The 22,062-nt window shown below is 66.2% G+C and carries 22 protein-coding genes; 14 read left to right on the top strand and 8 right to left on the bottom strand.

Translation table 11 applies throughout. From position 1 onward, the window contains the following. The first annotated feature begins 238 nt into the window (after nt 1-238). The 7 genes from mog (at nt 239) to cysG (ending at nt 5,936) form a co-directional block, all read left to right on the top strand. Entirely contained in the window at nt 239-781 is a 543-nt protein-coding gene (gene mog, locus CQW49_RS21300) for a molybdopterin adenylyltransferase (protein WP_003614555.1), read from the top strand. A gap of 179 nt (nt 782-960) precedes the next feature. After that, a complete protein-coding gene (gene dapB / locus CQW49_RS21295; RefSeq protein ID WP_003614557.1) occupies nt 961-1,779 on the top strand; it encodes a 4-hydroxy-tetrahydrodipicolinate reductase in 819 nt (272 codons plus the stop codon). 78 nt (nt 1,780-1,857) lie between these two features. Next, nucleotides 1,858-2,478, top strand: coding sequence for a 2,3-bisphosphoglycerate-dependent phosphoglycerate mutase (locus CQW49_RS21290; protein ID WP_003614559.1), 621 nt, complete (start codon nt 1,858-1,860; stop codon nt 2,476-2,478). 19 nt (nt 2,479-2,497) lie between these two features. Further along, a complete protein-coding gene (locus tag CQW49_RS21285; protein WP_003614561.1) occupies nt 2,498-3,115 on the top strand; it encodes an alpha-ketoglutarate-dependent dioxygenase AlkB in 618 nt (205 codons plus the stop codon). A 162-nt stretch (nt 3,116-3,277) separates the two neighbouring features. After that, entirely contained in the window at nt 3,278-3,676 is a 399-nt protein-coding gene (locus CQW49_RS21280; RefSeq protein WP_003614564.1) for a cytochrome c-554, read from the top strand. 103 nt (nt 3,677-3,779) lie between these two features. Next, nucleotides 3,780-4,466: a DJ-1/PfpI family protein gene (locus tag CQW49_RS21275; protein WP_003614567.1), complete on the top strand. Its 687-nt coding sequence runs from the start codon at nt 3,780-3,782 to the stop codon at nt 4,464-4,466. 63 nt (nt 4,467-4,529) lie between these two features. Next, entirely contained in the window at nt 4,530-5,936 is a 1,407-nt protein-coding gene (cysG, locus tag CQW49_RS21270) for a siroheme synthase CysG (RefSeq protein WP_003614568.1), read from the top strand. A gap of 73 nt (nt 5,937-6,009) precedes the next feature. Here cysG and CQW49_RS21265 read toward each other — a convergent pair whose 3' ends face one another. The 4 genes from CQW49_RS21265 to CQW49_RS21250 form a co-directional block, all read right to left on the bottom strand. Beyond that, nucleotides 6,010-8,109 (bottom strand): TonB-dependent receptor, encoded by a 2,100-nt coding sequence (locus tag CQW49_RS21265; RefSeq protein WP_003614569.1) that lies wholly within the window; start codon nt 8,107-8,109, stop codon nt 6,010-6,012. A gap of 336 nt (nt 8,110-8,445) precedes the next feature. After that, nucleotides 8,446-10,242 (bottom strand): DNA helicase RecQ, encoded by a 1,797-nt coding sequence (recQ, locus tag CQW49_RS21260; RefSeq protein WP_003614570.1) that lies wholly within the window; start codon nt 10,240-10,242, stop codon nt 8,446-8,448. Nucleotides 10,243-10,287: 45 nt separating this feature from the next. After that, nucleotides 10,288-10,566 (bottom strand): hypothetical protein, encoded by a 279-nt coding sequence (locus CQW49_RS21255; RefSeq protein ID WP_003614571.1) that lies wholly within the window; start codon nt 10,564-10,566, stop codon nt 10,288-10,290. A gap of 49 nt (nt 10,567-10,615) precedes the next feature. Further along, nucleotides 10,616-11,458: a hypothetical protein gene (locus CQW49_RS21250; RefSeq protein WP_003614572.1), complete on the bottom strand. Its 843-nt coding sequence runs from the start codon at nt 11,456-11,458 to the stop codon at nt 10,616-10,618. Nucleotides 11,459-11,669: 211 nt separating this feature from the next. Between CQW49_RS21250 and CQW49_RS21245 the strand changes: the two genes are divergently transcribed. Together CQW49_RS21245 and CQW49_RS21240 are read left to right on the top strand one after the other, a co-directional pair. After that, nucleotides 11,670-12,134, top strand: coding sequence for a helix-turn-helix domain-containing protein (locus CQW49_RS21245; RefSeq protein WP_003614574.1), 465 nt, complete (start codon nt 11,670-11,672; stop codon nt 12,132-12,134). A gap of 190 nt (nt 12,135-12,324) precedes the next feature. Beyond that, entirely contained in the window at nt 12,325-12,699 is a 375-nt protein-coding gene (locus tag CQW49_RS21240; protein WP_003614577.1) for a VapC50 family PIN domain-containing toxin, read from the top strand. 232 nt (nt 12,700-12,931) lie between these two features. Here the strand turns inward: CQW49_RS21240 and CQW49_RS21235 are convergent, their stop codons facing one another. Both CQW49_RS21235 and CQW49_RS21230 read right to left on the bottom strand, forming a co-directional pair. Then, a complete protein-coding gene (locus CQW49_RS21235) occupies nt 12,932-13,291 on the bottom strand; it encodes a response regulator (protein WP_003614858.1) in 360 nt (119 codons plus the stop codon). A gap of 89 nt (nt 13,292-13,380) precedes the next feature. Continuing rightward, the gene (locus tag CQW49_RS21230) at nt 13,381-15,477 is read right to left on the bottom strand and encodes a sensor histidine kinase (RefSeq protein WP_003614860.1); all 2,097 of its coding nucleotides are present in this window, start codon (nt 15,475-15,477) and stop codon (nt 13,381-13,383) included. A 135-nt stretch (nt 15,478-15,612) separates the two neighbouring features. Here CQW49_RS21230 and ftsY point away from each other — a divergent pair, with 135 nt between their 5' ends. Together ftsY and CQW49_RS21220 are read left to right on the top strand one after the other, a co-directional pair. Continuing rightward, entirely contained in the window at nt 15,613-16,653 is a 1,041-nt protein-coding gene (gene ftsY, locus CQW49_RS21225; protein WP_003614863.1) for a signal recognition particle-docking protein FtsY, read from the top strand. Then, nucleotides 16,650-17,267 (top strand): septation protein A, encoded by a 618-nt coding sequence (locus CQW49_RS21220; RefSeq protein WP_003614865.1) that lies wholly within the window; start codon nt 16,650-16,652, stop codon nt 17,265-17,267. The genes ftsY and CQW49_RS21220 overlap by 4 nt, the downstream gene beginning before the upstream one ends. Before the next feature lie 291 nt (nt 17,268-17,558). Here CQW49_RS21220 and CQW49_RS21215 read toward each other — a convergent pair whose 3' ends face one another. Further along, nucleotides 17,559-18,437: a LysR family transcriptional regulator gene (locus tag CQW49_RS21215; protein ID WP_003614866.1), complete on the bottom strand. Its 879-nt coding sequence runs from the start codon at nt 18,435-18,437 to the stop codon at nt 17,559-17,561. 89 nt (nt 18,438-18,526) lie between these two features. Between CQW49_RS21215 and CQW49_RS21210 the strand changes: the two genes are divergently transcribed. The 3 genes from CQW49_RS21210 to CQW49_RS21205 all read left to right on the top strand — a co-directional run bounded on the left by CQW49_RS21210 (nt 18,527) and on the right by CQW49_RS21205 (nt 19,624). Further along, a complete protein-coding gene (locus CQW49_RS21210; RefSeq protein WP_003614868.1) occupies nt 18,527-18,784 on the top strand; it encodes a hypothetical protein in 258 nt (85 codons plus the stop codon). Between the two features lie 135 nt (nt 18,785-18,919). Further along, complete coding sequence (locus tag CQW49_RS24820; RefSeq protein ID WP_003614872.1) at nt 18,920-19,057, top strand: hypothetical protein; 138 nt, start codon at nt 18,920-18,922, stop codon at nt 19,055-19,057. Between the two features lie 174 nt (nt 19,058-19,231). Next, nucleotides 19,232-19,624, top strand: coding sequence for a hypothetical protein (locus CQW49_RS21205; protein WP_003614873.1), 393 nt, complete (start codon nt 19,232-19,234; stop codon nt 19,622-19,624). Between the two features lie 95 nt (nt 19,625-19,719). Here the strand turns inward: CQW49_RS21205 and CQW49_RS21200 are convergent, their stop codons facing one another. Continuing rightward, nucleotides 19,720-22,017 (bottom strand): Tex family protein, encoded by a 2,298-nt coding sequence (locus CQW49_RS21200; RefSeq protein WP_003614874.1) that lies wholly within the window; start codon nt 22,015-22,017, stop codon nt 19,720-19,722. Nucleotides 22,018-22,062: the final 45 nt, after the last annotated feature.

The following is a 22,062-nucleotide window of genomic DNA, read 5'->3' as shown; positions in this document are numbered from 1 at the left end:
CGCGTCGCCGATCCCGCGCCAGGCGCCCCCCGGCGCTGTCTCGCGATATCCCGTCGCATTAGCAGAGCCGACCCGCGCTCCGCTCGGACCAATCGCCGCAGCGGCGCCGCGTCGCGGGCGCTTTCCTCGTTGTCCGCCGCGCGAGAGCGGCTAGAGCGCTAAAAATTCTTTCGTCCGAGCGAATTCTGATCGATCGAACAATTCCGTTCGCTCGGGAAGCGCTCTATTGTGGCGGCCCATGAATGAGAAGAGAGAAGCCGTCATCGGCGTCGTCACCGCCTCCGACCGCGCCAGCGCCGGCATATATGAAGACGAGAGCGGCCCCGCCATCGCCGCCTATCTGCAAAAGGCGCTGACGAGCCCCTTCCGCATCGTGCGGCGGATCATTCCGGACGGGTTCGAGAGCGTGCGCGACACGCTGATCGACCTTTCCGACAACATCGGCTGCGATCTCATCGTCACCACCGGCGGCACCGGTCCCGCGCCGCGCGATCTGACGCCCGAGGCGACGCTCGCCGCGGCGCCGCGCGAATTGCCCGGCTTCGGCGAGCTGATGCGCAAGGTCTCGCTGACGCAGACGCCGACGGCGATCCTCTCTCGGCAGGTCGCCGCCCACAGGGGCAAGTGCCTCGTCATCAACCTACCCGGCAAGCCGGCGGCGATCGAGCTCTGCCTCGACGCGGTGATGCCCGCCGTGCCCTATTGTCTCGATCTCATCGGCGCGGCCTATATAGAAACGGACCCGGCTCGGGTCGCGGCGTTCCGCCCCAAGGCCAAGTGACCCCGCTTTCGCATCGCGGCCGATCTTTGTTTACCGAACGGCCAGGGGATTCCCGGAGTCGTCGTCCTATCCGTCCCGGTAGGCTTCTCATCGGCGGGCGGGGGCTGTATAGAACGCTGCCGGATCGCCCTTAGGGGCGGCGCCGGCGACGTCGTCGGAACCTCCGCAGGAGCAGGATCATGAGCGAGATGCGGCTGGTCGTCGCCGGCGCCGCCGGCCGCATGGGCCGAATGCTGATCGCCGCCATCGGCGATTCGCTCGGCGTCACTCTGACGGGCGCTCTCGAATATTCCGGCTCGCCCCATATCGGCGAGGACGCCGGCCTGCTGATCGGGCGCCCCGCCAATGGGGTGGCCCTCAGCGCCGACGCCGGCGCCGTTCTCTCGCAGGCCGACGCGCTCATCGATTTCTCGAGCCCGGCGGCGACGGTCGCGCTCGCGGCGCAGACGGCGCAGGCGGGCGTCGCCCATGTCATCGGCACCACCGGCCTCACGGGCGGGGACCTCGCGGCCATAGCGGCGGCGGCCGAGCGCAATGTGGTGGTGCGTTCCGGCAATATGAGCCTCGGCGTCAATCTTCTCGCCGTTCTCGTCGAGCGCGCCGCCAAGGCGCTCGGCCCGGCCTGGGATGCGGAAATCGTCGAGATGCATCACAAGATGAAGGTCGACGCGCCCTCGGGCACGGCCCTGCTTCTGGGCGAGGCGGTCGCGCATGGGCGCGGAGTCGACCTGTCCGAGCGCAGCGCGCGGGCCCGCGACGGCGTCACCGGTCCGAGACAGGCCGGCGATATCGGCTTCGCCGCGCTCCGGGGCGGCACGGTCGTCGGCGATCATATGGTGATCTTCGCCGGCGCCGGCGAACGTATCGAGCTGGCGCATCGGGCCGAGGATCGCGGCATTTTCGCGCGCGGCGCCGTCGCCGCCGCGCTCTGGACCCGAGGCCGCGCCGCCGGCCTCTATTCGATGGCCGACGTGCTCGGCCTCGGCGAAGCGCTCTAGTTTTTCGTTTGGAGCGACTTCCGATCCGCTTTTCGGCTCGAGCGGGAAAGCGCTCTAGGCAGCAGGGACAAAGCCCCCATGGACCGAATTCTCGTCCTCCTTCGCCACGGCGAGAGCGAATGGAACGCGAAAAACCTGTTCACCGGATGGAAGAATCCGGACCTCACCGTCAAGGGCGTGGAGGAGGCGCGTCACGCCGGCTGCGAGTTGAAACGACTCGACCTGCGCTTCAACATCGGCTTCACCTCGCTGCTGCTGCGCGCCCAGCGCACGCTCGACCTCGTGTTTCAGGAACTCGGCCAGAAGGACGTGCCGATCATTCGCAGCCGCGCGCTGAACGAGCGCCATTACGGCGACCTCTCCGGGCTCAACAAGGACGAGGCGCGCGCGCAATGGGGCGACGAGCAGGTGCGGCTGTGGCGGCGCTCCTATGATGTGGCGCCGCCCGGCGGCGAGAGCCTCAAGGACACGGTGGCGCGCGTGCTGCCATTCTACTGCCAAGAGATTCTGCCGCGCGCGATGCGCGGCGAACGCGTGCTGGTCGCCGCGCATGGCAATTCGCTGCGCGCGCTCGCCATGGTGCTCGACCGGCTGACGCCCGATTCGGTGACATCTCTCGAGATGACCACCGGCGTGCCGATCATCTACCGGCTCAACTCCGACTCGACCGTCGCGGTCAAGGATGTGCTGAGCCGCTGAGCCCGTGACGGGACCGCGAATGGAGATCGAAGCCGGCGTCCATCTCTACCGATCCTATCTCGACGAGAGCGCCCAGATCGCCCTGCTGCGCGACATCGAGGCGGTGATCGCGGCGGCGCCGCTCTATCTGCCGACCATGCCGCGCAGCGGCAAGCCGTTCTCCGTCCGCATGACCAATTGCGGGCCGCTCGGCTGGGTGAGCGACAAGGCCGGCTATCGCTATCAGTCGCGGCATCCGCAGACACGCGAGCCCTGGCCGGCGATCCCGCAGGCGCTGCTCGCGGCCTGGGAGGCGCTCGCCGATTATCCGCATCCGCCGCAGGCCTGCCTCGTCAATGTCTATGACAGCGCGGCGCGCATGGGCCTGCATCAGGACCGCGACGAGGCCGCCCTCGACGCGCCGATTCTGTCGATCTCGCTCGGCGCCGACTGCCGCTTTCGTCTCGGCGGCGCCAAACGCGGCGATCCCTCGCGCGCCTTCGCGCTCTCATCGGGCGATGCGCTGACGCTCGGCGGCCCGGGCCGGCTGCGCTTCCACGGCGTCGACAAGATCCTGCCCGAGATCGCCCCGCGCCTCGTCTCGCCTCTGCTGGCGCAGGGAGGCCGTGTCAATCTGACATTGCGACGCGTCGGATGAGGCGCTTTCAGCGCTCGTTCAGACTGCGGAGCATATTGTCTGAAAAAGCGCTCCGATATAGTTTCCCCGCCGCGGGATGAAAGATCGGCGCGTGGCGCGGCCACGGCCGGGAAACAAGAGAGTCGATCCGGAGGGAACGACGCTTCGAGGAAAGGGACGAGGATGAAATCGATTTCCATGCTGACGCTCGCTGCGAGCGTCGCTTTCGCCGTCACTGCCGGTCAGGCTGTCGCCGCCGGCGATCCCGCGGCGGGCGAGAAGGTGTTCAACAAGTGCAAGGCCTGCCATCAGGTCGGCGAAACCGCCAAGAACGCGGTCGCTCCCGAGCTCAACGGCATCGACGGCCGCAAGTCCGCCTCGGCCGAAGGCTACAACTATTCGGAGCCGTTCAAGGCGCTCGGCATCACCTGGGACGAGGCGCAGTTCAAGGAGTTCATCAAGAACCCGAAGGCCAAGGTCCCGGGCACGAAGATGATCTTCCCGGGTCTTTCCTCCGAGAACGACCAGGCCAATGTGTGGGCCTATCTCAGCCAGTTCGGCGCGGACGGCAAGAAGAAGTAAGCGGCGGCAGCGCGCACGATCTTGCGAAAGCGGCCCCACGGGCCGCTTTCTTCGTTTTGCATCAGTTATTCCCGGAGAGCTGCTGCTGATCGAGGAGAAACCTATGACGCTGCAGATGGTGATGCTGCTCTTTCCACGATTTCAACAGCTCGATCTCGCCGGACCCTTCGATGTATTCGCGCGATTCTCGGATCGGCTCCAAATTCATCTCGCCTGGAAGAACGAGGGTGCGGTCGCCGATGTGAATGGCCTGCGTATCGCGCCCACCGTCGCCTTTGCTGATTGCCCGCAGGCGGATATTCTGTTCGTTCCCGGCGGCGCCGGCCAGCTCCCTTTGATGGATGACGCGGAAACGCTCGACTTTCTGCGCCGTCAGGGCGCATCCGCCCGTTACGTCACCTCGGTCTGCACCGGCTCGCTGCTGCTCGCCGCGGCGGGACTGCTCACCGGCTATCGCGCCACTTCGCATTGGCTGCCGCTTCGCCAGCTTGCGCATTTCGGCGCCGAGCCAATCGCCGAGCGCGTCGTTGTCGACCGCAATCGCGTCACCGGCGCAGGCGTGACCTCCGGCATCGACTTCGCGCTCACTCTAGCGGCGCTGCTGTTCGGCGAGGAGGCAGCGAAGCTCGCCCAATTGATGATGGAATATGATCCGGCTCCGCCCTTCGATTGCGGCTCGCCGACGCGGGCCGCGCCGGAAATCGTCGAGCGCGCCCGAGAGGCGACGCAGGCGCTCCAACAAGCGCGCGAGGAGGCGGCGCAACGGGCCGCGGCGCGGCTGCGCAGCTGATCTTGCAACGCCGCTTTTCGTGCTAGAGACGCGGACCGCAACCGATCCGACCCGGAGGTCCGAGTGACGCGAAAGCCTGACGAGGTTCCGCCCGAGCTGATGCGCGATCTCGCGACGCTGCCGGTGTTCTATGCGCTCGACGGACGCCGCGTGATCGTCGTCGGCGGCTCCGAGGCGGCGGCGTGGAAAGCCGATCTCGCTGCGGCGGCCGGCGCGATCGTCCATGTCCTCGCGCCCTCCCCTTCGCAGCAGCTGCAAGCCGTCGCCGCCGCCCGCGCGCGCATGACCCTCGTCGAGCGCGAATGGCGAGCGGAAGATCTCGACGGAGCCGCGCTGGCGCTCGCCGCGATCGAGGATGAAAGCGAAGCGAAGCTGTTTCGCGATGCGGCCAAGGCGCGCGGCGTGCCGCTCAACATCGTCGATCGGCCGGCGCTCAGCGATTTCTCCATCGGCGCCATCGTCAATCGCTCGCCGCTGGTCATCGGCGTCTCCACCGGCGGAGCGGCGCCGGCCTTCGCGCAGGCGCTGCGCGCGCGTCTCGAGACGCTGATACCGGCGAGCTTCTCGGCCTGGGCGAGCGCCGCGCGCGACTGGCGTCCGCAAGTGCTCGCCTCCGGCCTCGACTTTCTCGCGCGCCGCGACTTCTGGCGCCGCTTCACTCGCGAAGCCTTCGCCCGCGTCGAGCAGGCGCCCGACGATCATGTCCGCGACGCGCTGCTCGACGAAGCGCGCCGCGCCGCCGAGGCGCCGACGCGCGGCCGCGTGACTCTGGTCGGCGCCGGGCCCGGCGATCCCGAGTTGCTGACGCTCAAAGGCCTGCGCGCGCTGACGAGCGCCGATGTGGTGTTGTTCGACGATCTCGTGCCCGCCGCGGTGATCGATCTCGCACGCCGCGAGGCGACGCGCGTCAATGTCGGCAAGCGCGGCTATGCGCCCTCGGTCGCGCAGAGCGAGATCACCGCCCTTCTCGTCGCGCTCGGCAAGGAGGGCAGGAATGTCGTGCGCCTCAAGGGCGGCGATCCAAGCATTTTCGGCCGCGCCAATGAAGAAATCCGCGCCATCCGCGAGGCGGGGCTCGAGGTCGAGGTGGTGCCGGGCGTCACCGCGGCGCTGGCCGCCGCCGCCGCGCTCGGCGTCTCGCTCACCAATCGCGACACTGCGCGCCGCGTGCAATTCGTGACGGCGCATACGAGCGACGGCAAATTTCCCGAGGATCTCGATTGGCGCGCCCTCGCCGACGCGCGCGCGACAACGGCTGTCTATATGGGCAATCGCACATTGCCGGAATTGTCGCGGCGCCTCGTCGCCGAAGGCCTCGATCCGGCGACCCCGGCCGTTCTGATCGAGCGCGCGAGCACGCCGCAGCAGCGCGTCATCGCCGCGACCATCGCAGGTCTTCCCGAGAAGACGGCGCAAGAGACGCTCATCGGTCCCTGCCTCGTGCTGATCGGCGCGACGCTCGGCGGGTGACGAGGAGCGCCCTCTTGAAGAGCGAGTCAGAAGGCTCGCACTTCCGAGGCGCCGAATTTCATGGCGCCGGCCGCTAGAATTTCGCGGAGAGCGTCGCCGAGATCGATCGCGGCTCACCATAATAGAGCGCTCCGCCCGAGGTGAAATTCGGCCGGTTCGTCAGATTGGACGCGCTCACATCCAGGCTCCAGTGATCGTCGAAGCGATAGCCGACCGAGGCGCCGAGAATTTGCTGCGGCGCCAGCGTGAAGCCGCGCACATTGGGCTGCGTCGCCTCGGTGCGGCTCGCATAATAATAGCTCGCGCCGAGCGAGAGCCCGCGCAGATCGCCCGTATCGAAAGCGTAGCTCAGATCGAAATTATAGACACGGCGCGGCGCGCCGATAAGATCGCTGCCGAGCTGCGACGGCGTGTTGGAATCTTTCGTCACCTGCGCGTGAAGGAAAGTGGCGGCGGCCGACGCCTTCAATCCGGGGAGAGGCTCGACCGAGACATTGACCTCGCCGCCGTGACTGTGCTGCTGGCCGGTGACGAGAGAATAAAAGCTGCCCGGATTGGCGGGATCGGTGATGGCGACATGATCTCGCGTCACGTCGAACAGGCCGACCTCGACGCTCGTCTTCCATTGCGTGAACTCGCGCTTGAAGCCGATTTCATATTGCGTATCCTGCTGCGGCGGCGGTGCGTCGCCGCTCTTCAGCCGCACCGAGATATTGGGAATGAGCGAGCGCCCGAAGGCGGCGAAGATTTGCGTGTCGTCGTAAGGACGAAACAACACGCCGGCGCGCGGACTGAAATAGCCGGTGATTCCCTTGCTGAGATTATGGATCGGCTGGCCCGACATCACACCGAAGGGATCATGCACGGTCTCGCGCTGCGCGAGCAGATCATAGCGTCCTCCGACGAGGATGCGCCATTGCGGCGACAGGTCGATCAAATCCTGCGCATAGACCGACTGGCTCCATGCGCGCGCTGCGCCATTGGACCAATAGGCGTTGCTGAAATCGACGCTCTGCGGATAGGCGGGCGCGCCGATGTCGATCGGCTGCAGCGCATCGCGCGCGATCGTCTCATTGTGTCCGTAAAAATAGTCCCAGTGCTCGAGCCCGAGGAAGACCGAATGCGCGACCGGGCCAGTGTCGAAACGTCCGTCGAGCCGCAGCTGCGCATCGAAATTGCGCGTAGCGAAATTCGAGCGCGCCGGCTGCCCGAGCGTGATCGCGCGCCGTCCGTCGAAGCCCCAATTGAGAAACCAGCCATATTCATTGCCGCCGAGGTTGTAATCGATGACGCTGGTCAGCTTCCAATCGGCGTCGAAGGCGTGCTCATAAGTCAGAGCGAACTCGGCGCCGTGTGGCGACTCGTGCTCGTTCACCGGCGCGCCCGCATAGAACTCGCGCGGAACCCGCAGAAAGATCGGCGAGGCCGGCACCCCGTCGCGAAACACGACGCGGCTCGCGCGATATTCGCCGCGCAGCGTCAATCTATCGCCATTGTCGAGCACGAGCGTCGCAGCCGGCGCGAAATTGAAGCCGCGCGAACGCACGAATTCGACGAAGCTCTCGCGTGTCTGCGCGAAGCCGGTCATGCGGAACAACAGATTGTCGGAAAAGCTCGTGTCGATATCGAATGTCAGACGTCGCATGGCGAAGGAGCCGAGCGTCGCCGTGGCGCGCGCAAACCCCTCCCCCATCGGCTTCTTGCGAATATAGTTCGCGGCGCCGCCGTAGCCGCCGAGCGCCTTGCCGAACAGCATCGCGCTCGGACCCTTGTAGAACTCCACATGGTCCACCGTCGTCAGATTCACATCGTCGGAGGTGAAGCCATGCGATGCGCCGTCGTACAGGGCGAGGCTGCTCGGAAAACCGCGCATGACGAAGCCGGGCGAATAGCCGGAGTCGCTCGTCGATGAATTGACGAAAACACCCGACTGATCCTTGCCGAGCGTCTGCGCACGCGGCGTATCGTGCTTCTCTTTTTCTTTGGCCTTCGCCTTTTGCGTCTCGCCGTCGCGCTCGACAGTCGCGCTCGCTTCCTTCGAAGACGTCGCCTCCTCGCCGAGAGCCGGATTGCCGAGCGCGAGCGCCGATAATAATGCGACGTCCCGCCCTTTTTGGCGAAACCATTCCAATTCCAAAGAGAAGACGAAGGACGGGACTTTCACGGCGGTCACCGACGACAACTCTCGAGGACAAATGTCACGCGAACCTCGCGAGCAGCTCGGACCGTCGATAATCGCCGAACGCTGCGATCGGTCGTCAGCGCTCTTAGCACTCGCTTCGCTCGGACCGCAATCGCTCTCGAGCGATATTGCGCGAAGCTGTCGTGAACCTCTCACCAGCGTTGCATGAAGCTGACAAATCCTGCATTCCCCGCGACGCTGTAGCAGAATGATGCAGTGCGAGATCGACGCGTGACGCGATCCGGGGAGGAATCCGTCGACTGACGATAGCGTCGAAAAGTCTCCTGAAAGTCACATCGCGCGATGAACCGAAAGCATCGCATTCGCTTATCGCAGCGCCTCCTGCAGCGCCTCGAGAAAGACTTCGCCATATTGTGAGAGCTTATGCTCGCCGACGCCTTGCACCATGCGCATCTCGGCGAGAGTCGCAGGCCGGCGCGACGCCATCTCGATCAATGTCCGATCGGGAAAAATCATAAAGGCCGGCAGGCCCGCTTCCCGCGCCAGCTCGAGGCGCTTGCGCTTCAACGCCGCGAGCACGCGATCATCCGCCGCGTCGAGCTTCTCGCCGCGCGGCGCCTCCTTGCGCCGCTCGCGCGGCGCCAATGCGTCGAGACGCAACGAGATTTGCGCGCGGCCGAACAATATGTCCTCACCCTTCGGCGTCAGCATGAAACCGCCGTGCTCTGTGCTCGCGAACGCGCGCGCGGCGAATAATTGGCGAATGATCCCGCTCCACTCCTGCTTGGTGCGATCCTTGCCGACGCCGAATGTCTTGATGGTCTCATGGCCGTTGCGGCGCACCGCCTCGGTCGCCGCGCCGATGAGAATTTCGGCGAGATAATTGGCGCCGAATCTCTGCCCTGTCCGCATCGCCGCCGACAGCGCCTTCTGCGCGTCGACCGTTCCGTCATAGATCTTCACTTGCTGCAGACAAATGTCGCAACGCCCGCAAGGCGGGCTCTCCTCGTCGAAATAGGCGAGCAGCGTCTGCCGCCGGCAAACGGGCGTCTCGCACAGCATGGCGAGCGCGGAGAAGCGGTCGTGCTCGACGCGCTTGCGCTCGTCGTCGACATCCTTCTGGTCGATCTGGCGACGACGAAAGGCCATGTCGTCGAGGCCATAGAGCGTCAGCGTGTCGGCGGGCAGTCCGTCGCGGCCGGCGCGGCCGATCTCCTGATAATAGGATTCGACGCTCGACGGCATGTCGGCATGGGCGACGAAGCGCACGTCGGGCTTGTTGACGCCCATGCCGAAGGCGATCGTCGCGACGGCGATGATTCCGTCTTCCTGCAGGAAGCGATCCTGATTGCGATTGCGCACCGCCTGATCGAGCCGTGCATGATAGCAGATGGTCTGATGTCCCTGCTCTGCGAAAAACTCCGCGAGCTTCTCGGTGGCGTCGCGCGACGAGCAATAGACGATGCCGCTCTCGCCGCGATGCTTGTCCAAGAAGCGCGTCAGCTGTCGGCGCGGCTGATCCTTGGCGACGAAGTTCAGCGCCAGATTGGGCCGATCGAAACTGTGCAGAAAGACATGCGGGTCGGTCTTGAACAGACGCTTGGCGATATCCGCGCGCGTCGCCTTGTCCGCGGTGGCGGTGAGGCCGACGACCTGCGCGCCGAGCGCTTCTGCGGCGGCGCCCAGGTCGCGATATTCGGGGCGGAAGTCATGACCCCATTCAGAGACGCAATGAGCTTCGTCTATGGCGAGGCGCCGCGCGCCGGCGCGGGCGAGCGTGTCGAGAACGCCGGGCGCGAACAACCGCTCCGGCGAGACGAACAAGAGGCGCAGCTCGCCCGAGCGCAGCGCGCGGCGCGCCTCGTCATTCTCCTGCGCGTCATTCATCGAATTGAGCGTCGCGGCGGAAACGCCGCAGGCGCGCATCTGCCGCACCTGATCGCGCATCAGGGCGATGAGCGGCGAGACGACGACGGTGAGCCGCTCGTCGACGAGAGCGGGCAGCTGATAGCACATGGATTTGCCGCTGCCCGTCGGCATGATGGCGAGCACGCCCTCGCCGGCCAGCACCGCGGCGATGATCTCCGCCTGGCCGGGACGGAAATCCTCATAGCCGAACACGGATTTGAGCAGCGCGCGGGCTTTTTTCGGAAGCTGGGACATGCCATCGACGTAGCACGCAGGCGCGCGGCGCGCGAGACGGCTTCGTCACTCGCGACGCCGCGGCGCGAAGCGTTCGAGCGCCGTGATGGAGAGATAGCCGCCGAGCCAGGAGCCGATCGCGGCGAATAGCACATAGGCCCAATTGGACGTGTAGCTGATCACCGCGAAAGCGGAGAGCAGATACCAGACGCTGCTCCAATTGGCCGCGGCGACGCGCTTTCGCGCCTGTACCGCCGCGTTGAACATCACATAGGCGGCGTCGGTGACCGCGGTCGACAGAATGACGCCCGCCGCGATCAGCGGATCGATCGTGGGAAGGTCCATCTCTCCTCCGGGCGAGGCGCGCGCCCCGCGAAAAGGATATAGCGCGCGCTCACGCCGTCTCGCTCGACCACCTCTGCGAGCGGAACGCCGCCGCGATCGCCGCCGCGCGCGCCTCGGCCGAGGTGTCCTCGATCGCCGCGCAGGCCGCGAGCGCGTCGGCGAGCAGCGCCGCCTTGGCGTAGGTCTTGTCGCCATTGCCATGGCCGCGGAAATCGCAGGCGCAGACCATCATCAGCCGGTCGAAGCGCTCGCGCGCGTCGAAGGCGCCGAGACGCTCCAGCATCAGCGCCACCGGACCCGCGCGCACTTGCGAGGCGCGATGCACGCGCTCGCATTCGGCGAGGGCGAGCAGCGCCAATTCGCGCCAATCGTCAGGCGCGCCGAAACGCTCGGCGATGCCTTCTATGCGCGGGGCGCCGCGCTCGATATGCTTGTAATGCACGGGCAGATGCTCGCGCGGCGAGTCGTATTTGCCGACATTCATCGTCAGCAGAGCGAAACGCACCGAGAGCGGAGCGTCGAGCGCGGCGGCTTCGTCCAGCGCAGCGAGAAGATGCTCGCCGAGATCGACCTCGCCCAGCCCGTCCGAAATTTGCGGCACGCCGAACAGCGCGTCGACCTCGGGCAGGATTTGCTCGAGCGCGCCGCAGCCGCGCAGAATGCGCAGCAGCCGCGAGGGCGCGCGGCCCATGAGCCCCGGCTCCAGCTCGGTCCAGATATCGGCATAGGCGACGCCGCCGAGGCAACCCGCCTCGATCTGCTCGGCCATGAGCCCGGGCGCGTCGTCGCCGGTCGCGTCCTCGGAGTCGGCGAGCAGGACGGCCATGCGCAGAATGGCGAGGCCGGGATGGGTCTGCCCGAAATCGGGCGTCGGGAAGGAGGAATCTGACATTGCGCCGCCGAGGTTGTCATGTTTCCGGGCGCAGAGCAAACGGCGGGCCGCGCTCGGCCCGCGCTCTGCATGCGCCCCCCGGGCCGCAGCGGCGAAGGTCGAAGCCCCCGCCTTCGACGTCCACGAGATAATGCATATATTTCATTTATTGCGGTTACAGCGAATGTTCCGCATAATGCATCCAACCAACACGAACACCCGGAGGGGAACCATGACCGCGCTCGCTCACCGCCAGTTGCCGCCGACGGCGCAGGACGCCGCCATTGCTCGCACCTCCGGTCAGCGCCTCTCGCGCTTTGCCCGCAGCAATCGCTCGCTCTCGCTTCGCATCACAGACGCCGAGCAAGAGCAGCCGATCGAGCTGCCGGCCGGCGCCGTATCGTTGCTCATGGACATTCTAGAGGCTATGGCCGCCGGGCGCGGCGTAACCCTTATTCCTGAAAATGCCGAGCTGACCAGTGTGCAGGCGGCGGATATTCTGAACGTCTCCCGCCCATTCCTCATCGGGCTTCTCGACTCCAAGGCAATCCCTCATCACAAGGTCGGCAAGCACCGCCGCATCCGCATGGAGGACGTCATGGCCTATAAGGAGCGGATCGACCGGGAACGGGAAACGGTCCTCGACCAACTCGTCGCCGACGCTCAGGAACATGACATGGGCTACAGTCGCAAATGACGGTCTACACTGCGCTTCTCGACGCCAATGACCTCTATCCGGCCGCTGTGCGCGATATTCTGCTGCACTCGCGGTCACGGATTTATATCATGCGAAATGGAGCGCCGACATCCACCGTGAATGGATCGAAGCGCTCCTGCGCAACGAACCGCATCGTGATCGCTCGCTGCTGGAGCGCACCCGCGACAGAATGGATCAACATGTCCGCGACTACCTCGTCACCGGCTATGAACCACTGATCCCATCGCTTGTTCTACCCGACATGAACGATCGCCACGTCCTCGCGGCGGCGATCGTCGGGCGCTGCGATGTCATAGTGACGCAGAACTTGAAGCACTTTCCTGAAACCGCTCTCGCGCCGCTCGACATCGATGCGCAGCACCCGGACGAATTCCTGTGCAACCAGCTCGACCTGGCGCCCGGCATCTTTTGCGCGGCCGTCCGCAAGGTTTGCGCACGGTTGAAAAACCCACTCTATTCCGTTGACGACTACCTCGCCAATCTCACCCGGCAGGGGCTTGTCGGCGCCGCCTCGGAGCTCGAACAATTTTCTGGGCTCATATAGAATCTAGAGCGCTATCCGATCCAATTGGATCGGATAGCGCTCTAGATTCTTTCGTTTGAGCAAATTCTGATCGATCGAACGATTCCGTTCCATCGGAAAGCGCTCTAGCAGACGCGACTCCCGACATTGTCCGGCTCGTCGATGATCGACGGGAGCTTGGCAATTTCTCCATTGCTGTTCAATTCCAATCTGTCATTGATGTCGCGCTGTCGAGATTCACCGCCCCCTCCCCTCACCGCGCCAGCCCCCGAATCCGGCTCGCCAGCTCGTCCTGATCATAGGGCTTGGCCAGAAACGGCGCATCCGCCAGCGGCCCCGGCAATTGCTTCTGCAGATAGCCCGACAGCACGAAGAACGGCACATGGCGCGCCTTCAGCGCGTCGGCGACGCCGACGCTGCTGACGCCGCGCAGATTGGCGTCGAGGATCACGCCGTCGATCTCGACGTCCTCGAGCAGCGACATCGCCTCGTCGACCGAGCTTGCCGTCCCGCCGATCTCATAGCCGACCTCCTCGACGACCCAGCACAGATCGGCGGCGATCGCCGGCTCGTCCTCGATCACGAGAATGCGGATCGGCTCGCCTTCGTTCATCCTCGGCTTCTCCCTTGCGTGGCGCGCTTCGTCGGCTTCGAGCGAGCCCGAGGGCTCGCGGTCCAGGGCCGTGCTCGGACCGCGAGCCTTCAGGCTCGCTTCTCGAACTCTCGATCGGCCTCCTGCGGCGGCTCGATCACATTCTCGGGCGACGCGCTCACCGTCCAGGCGATCCCGGCCGGCGCGTAGTCGAGGGTCACCTGCCCGCCGAGCGAATGCTTGACCATCTGCAGGATGACCATATGGCCGAAGCCGTGGCGCCGCGGCGGAACGACGGTCGGCCCGCCGCTCTCGCGCCAGTCCATCTCGAAGCGCGGCGCGCCGTTCTCATCGGGGCGAACGCCGAAGGCGATGCGCACCTTGCCCTTGTCGTTCGAGAGCGCGCCATATTTGCCGGCGTTGGTCGCGAGCTCGTGCAGCGCCATGCCGATCGTCTGGCCGGCCGATGGCTTGACGATGGTCCGCGAACCTTCGATCTCGATGCGCGAGCCGAACAGATCGCGGAAATGAGCCAGCTGCGAGCGCGTCAGCGCTTCGAGATCGACGCCGCGCCATTCGTTCTGCACCAGAAGATCATGGCTCGCGCCGAGCGCGGCGATGCGCTGGTCGAAGCGCTGAGCGAAGGCGGTCGGCGAATCCTTGCGCGCGGTCTGGCGGGCGACGGCGCGCACCACGGTGAGCAGATTCTTGGCGCGATGCGTCACCTCGCGCATCAACAGCTCGACGCGCTCCTCCGCCTTCTTGCGTTCGGTGATGTCCTGAATCGTGCTGCGCAGGCCGACGATCTCGCCCCTCTCCTCGCGCACCGCCTCACCGCGAATGGTGACGAAGATGCCGACGCCGTCGACCCGGCGCGCCGGCAGATCGAGCTCGAAGCCTTCGCCGGAGCGGAGCGTCTCGCGCGCCGCCGTCTCCAGCCGCTCCCAGTCGCCGGGCGCATAGACGAGGCCCTTCATCTCGGCGAAGCTCGGCGGCGGCTTTGCCGGATCGAGCCCGAAGATCTGCGCGAGATAGGGAGAGGCGCGGCCGCTGTCGCGGCGCCGTCCGCTCCAACGCCAGCTGCCGATGCGGCCGAGCCGCTGCGCCTCGCGCAGTTCCGCCTCGGTGCGCCGCAACGCCTCCTCACGCGAGCGGATCGCCTCGGCGCGGGCGCGCTCGTCGGCATAGGCGCGGGCGTCGGCCATTGCGGAGCCGATCTTGGCGGCGACGCGGTCGAGAAAATAGGCATAGGCGGCGTCGAGCCGCTTGCAGGCGCTGACGCCCGCGATCAAGGCCGCGGCGGCGCGCTCCTGTCCGAGCAGCACGACCGGGAAGAGGACCGCCTCGTCGGGCGCCGAAGCGCAGGCGCCGCGCGGCAGCACGCCGAAACGCTCGTCGACCGTGCGCATGGCGACGCGGCCGGGGCGCAGGCCGACGACATCGCCGAGGCCCCATATGTCGCCGCGGTCCGGATCGGGATCGCCGAGCCGCAGCCGGGCCGGAAAGGCGCGCGCGCCGGGCGGCGTGCCGGTGAAGGCCATGAGCGTCGCCTCGCCCTGCGCCTCGTCCAGCCGGTAGATCGCCGAAAAAGGAATGTCGGCGTCATTGGCGGCGAGCACACTCGCGGCCAGGCGGCAAGCCTGTGTCTCGTCCTCGGCCCGGCTCAAGGCGGCGAGGTCGCGCAAGGTGCGCAGCCGTCGCTCGCCGATCACTCGCTCCGTGGTCTCGACCACGGGACAGAACACGCCGCCGATCGAGCCGTCGTCCTCGGGGATCGGTCCGTAGGAGAAGCTGAAATAGGCCTCGTCACGACGTCCGTTGCGCATCAGATTGAGCTGCAGATCCTCCGATCGCGTCGGCCGCCCATTGGCGAGCACGCCCTGCAGCATAGGGCCGATCACGTCCCAGATTTCCGGCCACACGTCGCAGGCGGGCCGTCCCAGCGCGCGCGGATGCTTGTCGGCGAGGAAGACGTGATAAGCGTCGTTATAGAAGAGACGAAGATCCTCGCCCCAGAAAATGGCGATCGGAAAAGCGCTGTTGAGGCACACTTCGAGCATCACGCGCAGACGCTCGGGCCAGCGGCGCGGCTCTCCGAGCGGCGAGGCGGACCAATCTGTCGCGGCGATCAGCGCGGCCGTTGCGCCGCCGTCCAGGAAAAACCGTTCGGACGGCCTCGCGCCGGCATCGATCTCGGTTGCGGTCACCGGCGTTCGATTCCGATACGCCCCCACGGCCTATATCGAACCGGGCGCCGGCCGATTCAAGCGCTCGCGCCAGCGACGCGCCGCTGGCCCTTCGTCGCAGGCTGGTGTAGGCAGTCGCTGCGATCGAGGGAGACCATGAGCGAAGCCGACGAAAAAAAGGGCTTGTTCGCGCGCCTGTTCGGGCGTGGCGGGGCCGCGACGCCGGAGGCCCCCGCCGAGCCCGGCCGCAAGCGCTCCTGGTGGGAGCGGCTGACCGGCGGGCTTTCGCGCTCGTCGCAGGCGATCGTGCAGGGCATTTCCGATCTCTTCACCAAGCGCAAGCTGGATGCGCTGACGCTCGAGGAGCTCGAGGACGTGCTGGTGCGCGCCGACCTCGGCCTCGCCGCCGCCCAGCGCATCTCCGCCACCGTCGGCAAGGCACGCTATGAGAAGACCATCGGGCCGGACGAGGTGCGCGCGATCCTCGCCGAGGAGGTCGAGCGCGTGCTCGCTCCGGTGGCGCGTCCCTTCGAGCTCGACGAGAGCAAGAAGCCGTTCATTGTTCTGGTGGTCGGCGTCAACGGCTCCGGCAAGACCACGACCATCGCCAAGCTCGCCGCCAAATGGACGGCGGAAGGGCGCAAGGTCATGCTCGCCGCCGGCGACACGTTCCGCGCCGCCGCGGTGGAGCAGCTGCGCTTCTGGGGCGAGCGGCTCAATGTGTCGGTCTGCTATGCGCCCGAGGGCGCGGACGCCGCCGGCCTCGCCTTCGATGCGATCAAATCGGCGCGCGAGCGCGGCTCCGACATTCTGCTGATGGACACGGCCGGGCGGCTGCAGAACCGCACCGAGCTGATGGCCGAGCTCGCCAAGATCGTCCGCGTGATGAAAAAGGCCGAGCCCGAGGCGCCGCATGCGGTGCTGCTGGTGCTCGACGCGACCGTCGGCCAGAACGCCGTCGCCCAGGTCGACGTCTTCGGCAAGATCGCCGGCGTCACCGGCCTCGTGATGACCAAGCTCGACGGCACCGCGCGCGGCGGCATTCTCGTCGCCATCGCCGAGGCCTACGGCCTGCCGATCCACTTCATCGGCGTCGGCGAGGGAGCCGAGGATCTCGAGCCCTTCACCGCGCGCGATTTCGCTCGCGCCATCGCCGGGCTCGAGGGCGACGAAGAGAAAACGGACACGACGCCATGATCGATGAAACGAGCGCCGCCCTTCCGCGGCCGAAGAAGCGCCTCTCGCCCGGACTGAAGCTGGCGCTGGAAATGGGGCCGCTCGTCCTGTTCTTCCTCGCCAATCAGAAATTCGGCATTTTCTACGCGACCGCCGCGCTGATGGCGGCCGTCACCCTCTCGCTCGTCGTCTCTTATTCGATTACCCGCCATCTGCCGGCAATGCCCGTGGTGACGGCTATCTTCGTGCTGATCTTCGGCTCGCTGACATTCTTCCTGCAGGACGAGAATTTCATCAAGCTGAAGGTCACCATCCTCTACACGCTGTTCGGCTCCGCGCTGATCGGCGCGCTCTGGTTCGACAAGCTGCTGCTGCCCGCCGTGTTCGACTCGGCCTTTCATCTCGACGACGCCGGCTGGCGCAAGCTCACCTTGCGCTGGAGCTTCTTCTTTTTCTTTCTCGCCGGCCTCAACGAGGTGGTTCGGCGCGGCGTCGACACCGACGTCTGGGTGAATTTCAAGGTGTTCGGCATTTTGCCGCTGACGCTGTTGTTCGCCTTATCGCAAATTCCGCTGATGCTGCGGCACGAAGCGAAGGAAGGGGACGGCGGCGAGGAACCCGAGAGCCATTTTTGATGACGCCTTCGTCGCGCGCCCCGCTTTTCTTCTTCCTCGCTCCACATCGAGCGCCTTGCCTCATCGGCGCAATCGACCTTCAGCTAGCTGATCGGCCGCAAGGACCATCACAAACGGTCACGCTCTCGACTCGCAGAACCCGAGTTTTCACCGAGAATCGCCGCAACGTCGAATAATCTGCATTGGATCGCCGCCCCGCTGCATCTGGTCCGCGTCGATATTCAGCCCGGGGCCGTCGAATAGGCCTGGCGGTGCGTTCTGAAGCTCGCGCGGCCTCGAAGCCGCCGCGCATCACAACGGGCGACGGCGGTCGGAGCTTCGATCAACGGTTTCGACCGCCGCCCCAGCCTCGTCCCTCCCCGCCAGGGGCTCGACCAAGAGGATCGTGTAAGGGACGTCGAAAAAATCCGGGACCCGGCAGCGCGACGTCGTCTCGTCGCCGAGCAGGATCGCCGGAATCCATGCCGCTCCGAGCCCGGCCTTCACTTGCGCCAGAAGCGCTTCGGCCGAGGCGCTCTCACAGACCGGCCGATCCCTCATGTAAATGCGATTGGCGTCGAGCATGCCGGCGATCCGCGCGCCATATTGGGTGCCGGGCGTGTAGAGCATCAGCGCGCCGGCGAGCTGGCCGTCCGACAGGGTCACAGCGCTCTTCGTCGCGCGGCTCTGCGCCAGAATCAGGCGATCTTCTCCGATCGGGCGCGTCGCGAGTCCCGCCAGCGCCTCGGCGTCGCCGAAATGTGGCGTGAGCGCCAGATCGGCATGCCCGCGCCGAACCGCCTCGAGGCAGCCGGACACCGAGGCGACGATCAAGGAATAATTGCGCAGCCCGCGCTCGATCAGCCAGGGCGACAGGACCGTCGCCGCGAGCGTGTTGGTCGTATAGATGCGCAGCGATCTCTCGAGATGGCTCGACACGGCGAGCACCGCGCGGCGGGCGTCGAATATGTCGTCGCGCAGCCGATGCGCGCGCGCGAGAAACTCCTCGCCCGCTGGCGTCAGCGCCACCGGGCGCCGCTCGCGGTCGAAGAGCGGCGCGCCGAGCCAGTCCTCCAGCCGCTGCATGCGCCGGCTATAGGCCGATTGCGTCGTGCAGCGGGCCTGCGCGGCCCGGGTGAAGTTGCGCGTTTCGCAAAGCGCGAGGAAATCGTCGATCCATTGCAGCTCCATGATGCAGAAAATGCATCATGGAATCGCAAAGGACAATTGGACGGAACCGCATCTACGCCGCATTTGGAGAGTCGACGACGGAGGCGGCGATGGACGCGCGGGAGATTCTGGTCAAGGCGGAGGAAGCGCGCAGCGCCGATCTGAGACTGCTGCCCAGGAGCGTCCGCTTCCTCGGCGGGACAACAGGTATGATTTCCGACGGTCTCGTCGAGTTCGAGGTCGTCAGCGGCAACGCCGCCTATCGCGAGGGGGAACGATTTTTCCTCACTCCGGCCAAGGCTCGCAAGGCCTATCCCGCCGCGCCGGGACGCGCCGGGAGCGTCGACCTGCTCGCGAAGCCGGCATGAAGCGACCGTCAGGCCGGCTTCGCCGGCGCGCGCTGTGCGGCGCCGCACAGCGTTCCGATCGACAGCGATCCTAAGAAGCATCGTCTCGACGATGCGGCCTGCGCGGCGAGATCTCCCGCCACCGCGAGCCCCGCCATGTCGCACCGCTGCCATCTGTTGAAGCTGATCGCCGCCGCCGCCTTCTATCTGATCGCCATGCCGAGCCCCGCTGCGGCCGAGCTCGCGCCGCCGACTTCGGCGCGCGCCCCGCAGGCGCGGCTCCTCCCTCCGTAAATGACGCCGCTGGCAAGGCCGCGCGTTCCGCCAAAGATATGTAACGAGTTGAAGGCCGACGCTTGATCGGAAGACAGTAACATTCGAGCAACCTCCATGCGCCATAATTCGCTCGTCTCGCGGATGTTGCGACCGAATTCGCAAGCGTCGTGTATCGTGTGCCGGAGTATGGAAATGAAATCGCGAGATGCCTTGATCCGCCTGAAACGTTTTCAGGCCGAGGAATGCCGCCGTCGGGTGGCGCAGCTGCAGACGATGATCGCCGAATTTTCCCGCATGACCGGCGATCTCGATCGCGAGATCGCGCATGAGGAGCAGCGCGCGAACATCACCGACCCCAATCATTTCGCCTATCCCACCTACGCCCGCGCCGCGCGCGGACGTCGCGACAATCTCGCGCGCTCGGTCGCCGATCTGCGCAGCCAGCTCGCCGAGGCGGAAACTCACCTGAAGGACGCCTCCGACGAGCTCGGCAAGGCCCAGAGCCAGGAGGCGCGCGACCGCATGGTCGACATCAATATCGACCGCCATGGTCAGGACCGCCGCGAGGCCGCCCGCCGCGTCTGAGGCGCGGCCGACATCGGCTCCGCGGCTGCGCCGATTGTGAGCCGACTATCGACGCGCATCCCTTCTCGCGCTCGCGCGAGAAGGGATGCGGCCGCTCACCGCTTCTGCGGCGTGCGCATGGCGGCGAGCAGCGCTTCGCCCAGCGCGCCGGCGCCCTTCTGCTGCTCCTGCGGCGCGCGGCGCGCCGGCGCGCCGGCGTTGCGCTCGCGACCCTCGGCCTGACGCGGGCCTGGCGCATCGTCGAGGCGCATGGTGAGCGAGACGCGCTTGCGTGGAACATCCACCTCCAGCACCTTCACCTTCACGATATCGCCGGGCTTGGCCACCGCGCGCGGATCCTTCACGAAGGTCTTGGACATCGCCGAAATATGCACGAGCCCGTCCTGATGCACGCCGACGTCGACGAAGGCGCCGAAGGCCGCGACATTGGTGACGACGCCCTCGAGCACCATGCCGGGCTTCAAATCGGATATTTTCTCGACGCCCTCCTGGAAGGTCGCCGTCTTGAACGCCGGACGCGGATCGCGGCCGGGTTTTTCCAGCTCCGCGAAAATATCGGTGACGGTCGGCAGGCCGAAGCTCTCGTCCACGAATGTCTGCGGCTTCATCTTGCGCAGCTCGGCCGCATTGCCGATGAGCTGCTTGATGTCGGTCTTGGCCGCCGCGAGAATGCGCCGCACTACTGGATAGGATTCCGGATGCACGCCGGAACGGTCGAGCGGATCATCGCCGTCGATGATGCGCAGAAAGCCGGCGCTCTGCTCGAAGGCCTTGGGCCCGAGCCGCGTCACCTCCTTCAGCGCCGCGCGCGTGCGGAACGGACCATGCGCGTCCCGATGCGCGACGATATTGCCCGCGAGCGTCTCGCCGAGACCGGACACGCGCGCCAGCAGCGGCGCAGAGGCGGTGTTGACGTCGACGCCGACGGCGTTGACGCAATCCTCGACGACGGCGTCGAGCGAGCGTGAGAGCTTCAGCTCGGAGAGGTCGTGCTGATATTGGCCGACGCCGATCGATTTCGGATCGATCTTCACGAGCTCGGCGAGCGGGTCCTGCAGGCGCCGCGCGATCGAGGCGGCGCCGCGCAAGGTCACATCGAGATCGGGCAATTCGCGCGAGGCGTATTCCGACGCGGAATAGACGGAGGCGCCCGCCTCCGACACCACGATCTTGGTGAGCTTCAACTCCGGGAACTTCGAGATGAGATCGCCGGCGAGCTTGTCGGTCTCGCGCGAGGCCGTGCCATTGCCGATGGAGATCAGCTCTACTTTGTGATCGCGCGCCAGCTTGGCGAGGATCGACAGAGATTCGTCCCAGCGGCGCTGCGGCTCGTGCGGATAGATCGCCGTCGTCGCGACGATCTTTCCGGTGCGGTCGACCACAGCCACCTTGACGCCGGTGCGAAAGCCCGGATCGAGGCCGAGCGTCGCGCGCGCGCCAGCAGGCGCCGCGAGCAGGAGATCGCGTAAGTTCGCGGCGAAGACGCGGATCGCTTCTTCTTCCGCGAGACGCCACAGACGCTGACGCAGATCGACGGAGAGATGCAATTCGATCTTGGTGCGCCAGGCCCAGCGCGCCGTGTCGAGCAGCCAGCGATCGCCCGGGCGGCCGCGATCGGCGATGGCGTAGCGCTGCGCGATGCGGCCCTCATAGCCGCCGCCATCCTCGTTCGGCGCGGCGACCATCTCGAGATCGAGAACCTCCTCCTTCTCGCCGCGAAACATCGCCAATATGCGATGCGACGGCAGCTTGGTCAGCGGCTCGGAGAAATCGAAATAATCGGAGAATTTCGCTCCCGCTGTCTGCTTTCCGTCACGCACTTTGGACTTCAGCACGCCCTGCGACCAGAAGGATTCACGCAGCGCGCCGATGAGATCGGCGTTTTCGGCGAAGCGCTCGACGAGAATGGCGCGCGCGCCCTCGAGCGCCGCATTGACGTCGGCGACATTCTTCTCGACGTTCACATAAGCCTCGGCCTGCGCCTTGGGCTCGCGCTCGGGATGAGCGAGCAGCGCCTCGGCGAGCGGCGCGAGTCCGGCCTCTATGGCGATCTGCGCCTTGGTGCGGCGCTTGGGCTTATAGGGAAGATAGATATCCTCGAGGCGGGCCTTGTTGTCGGCCTGCATGATGCTCGCACGCAGCGCATCGTCGAGCTTGCCCTGCGCCTCGATCTGCTCGAGAATCGCCTTGCGGCGCTCCTCCAATTCGCGAAGATAGCGTAGACGCTCCTCGAGAAGGCGCAGCTGCGCGTCGTCGAGCTGGCCGGTCGCCTCCTTGCGATAGCGGGCGATGAAGGGAACCGTCGAGCCCTGATCGAGCAATTGCACCGCGGCTTCCACTTGCCACTGTTTCGCTGCGAGCTCCTCGCTCAGCCGCTCGACGATGGATGCCATCTGCGACGCCTCTCTTTGTTGACGAAAGAGGGGTTTTGCCAAGCC

The sequence above is a fragment of the Methylosinus trichosporium OB3b genome (assembly GCF_002752655.1).
GTDB lineage: Bacteria > Pseudomonadota > Alphaproteobacteria > Rhizobiales > Beijerinckiaceae > Methylosinus > Methylosinus trichosporium.
The sequence above is the reverse complement of the archived record's forward strand: the minus strand, read 5'-3'. Positions and strand labels throughout refer to the sequence as shown.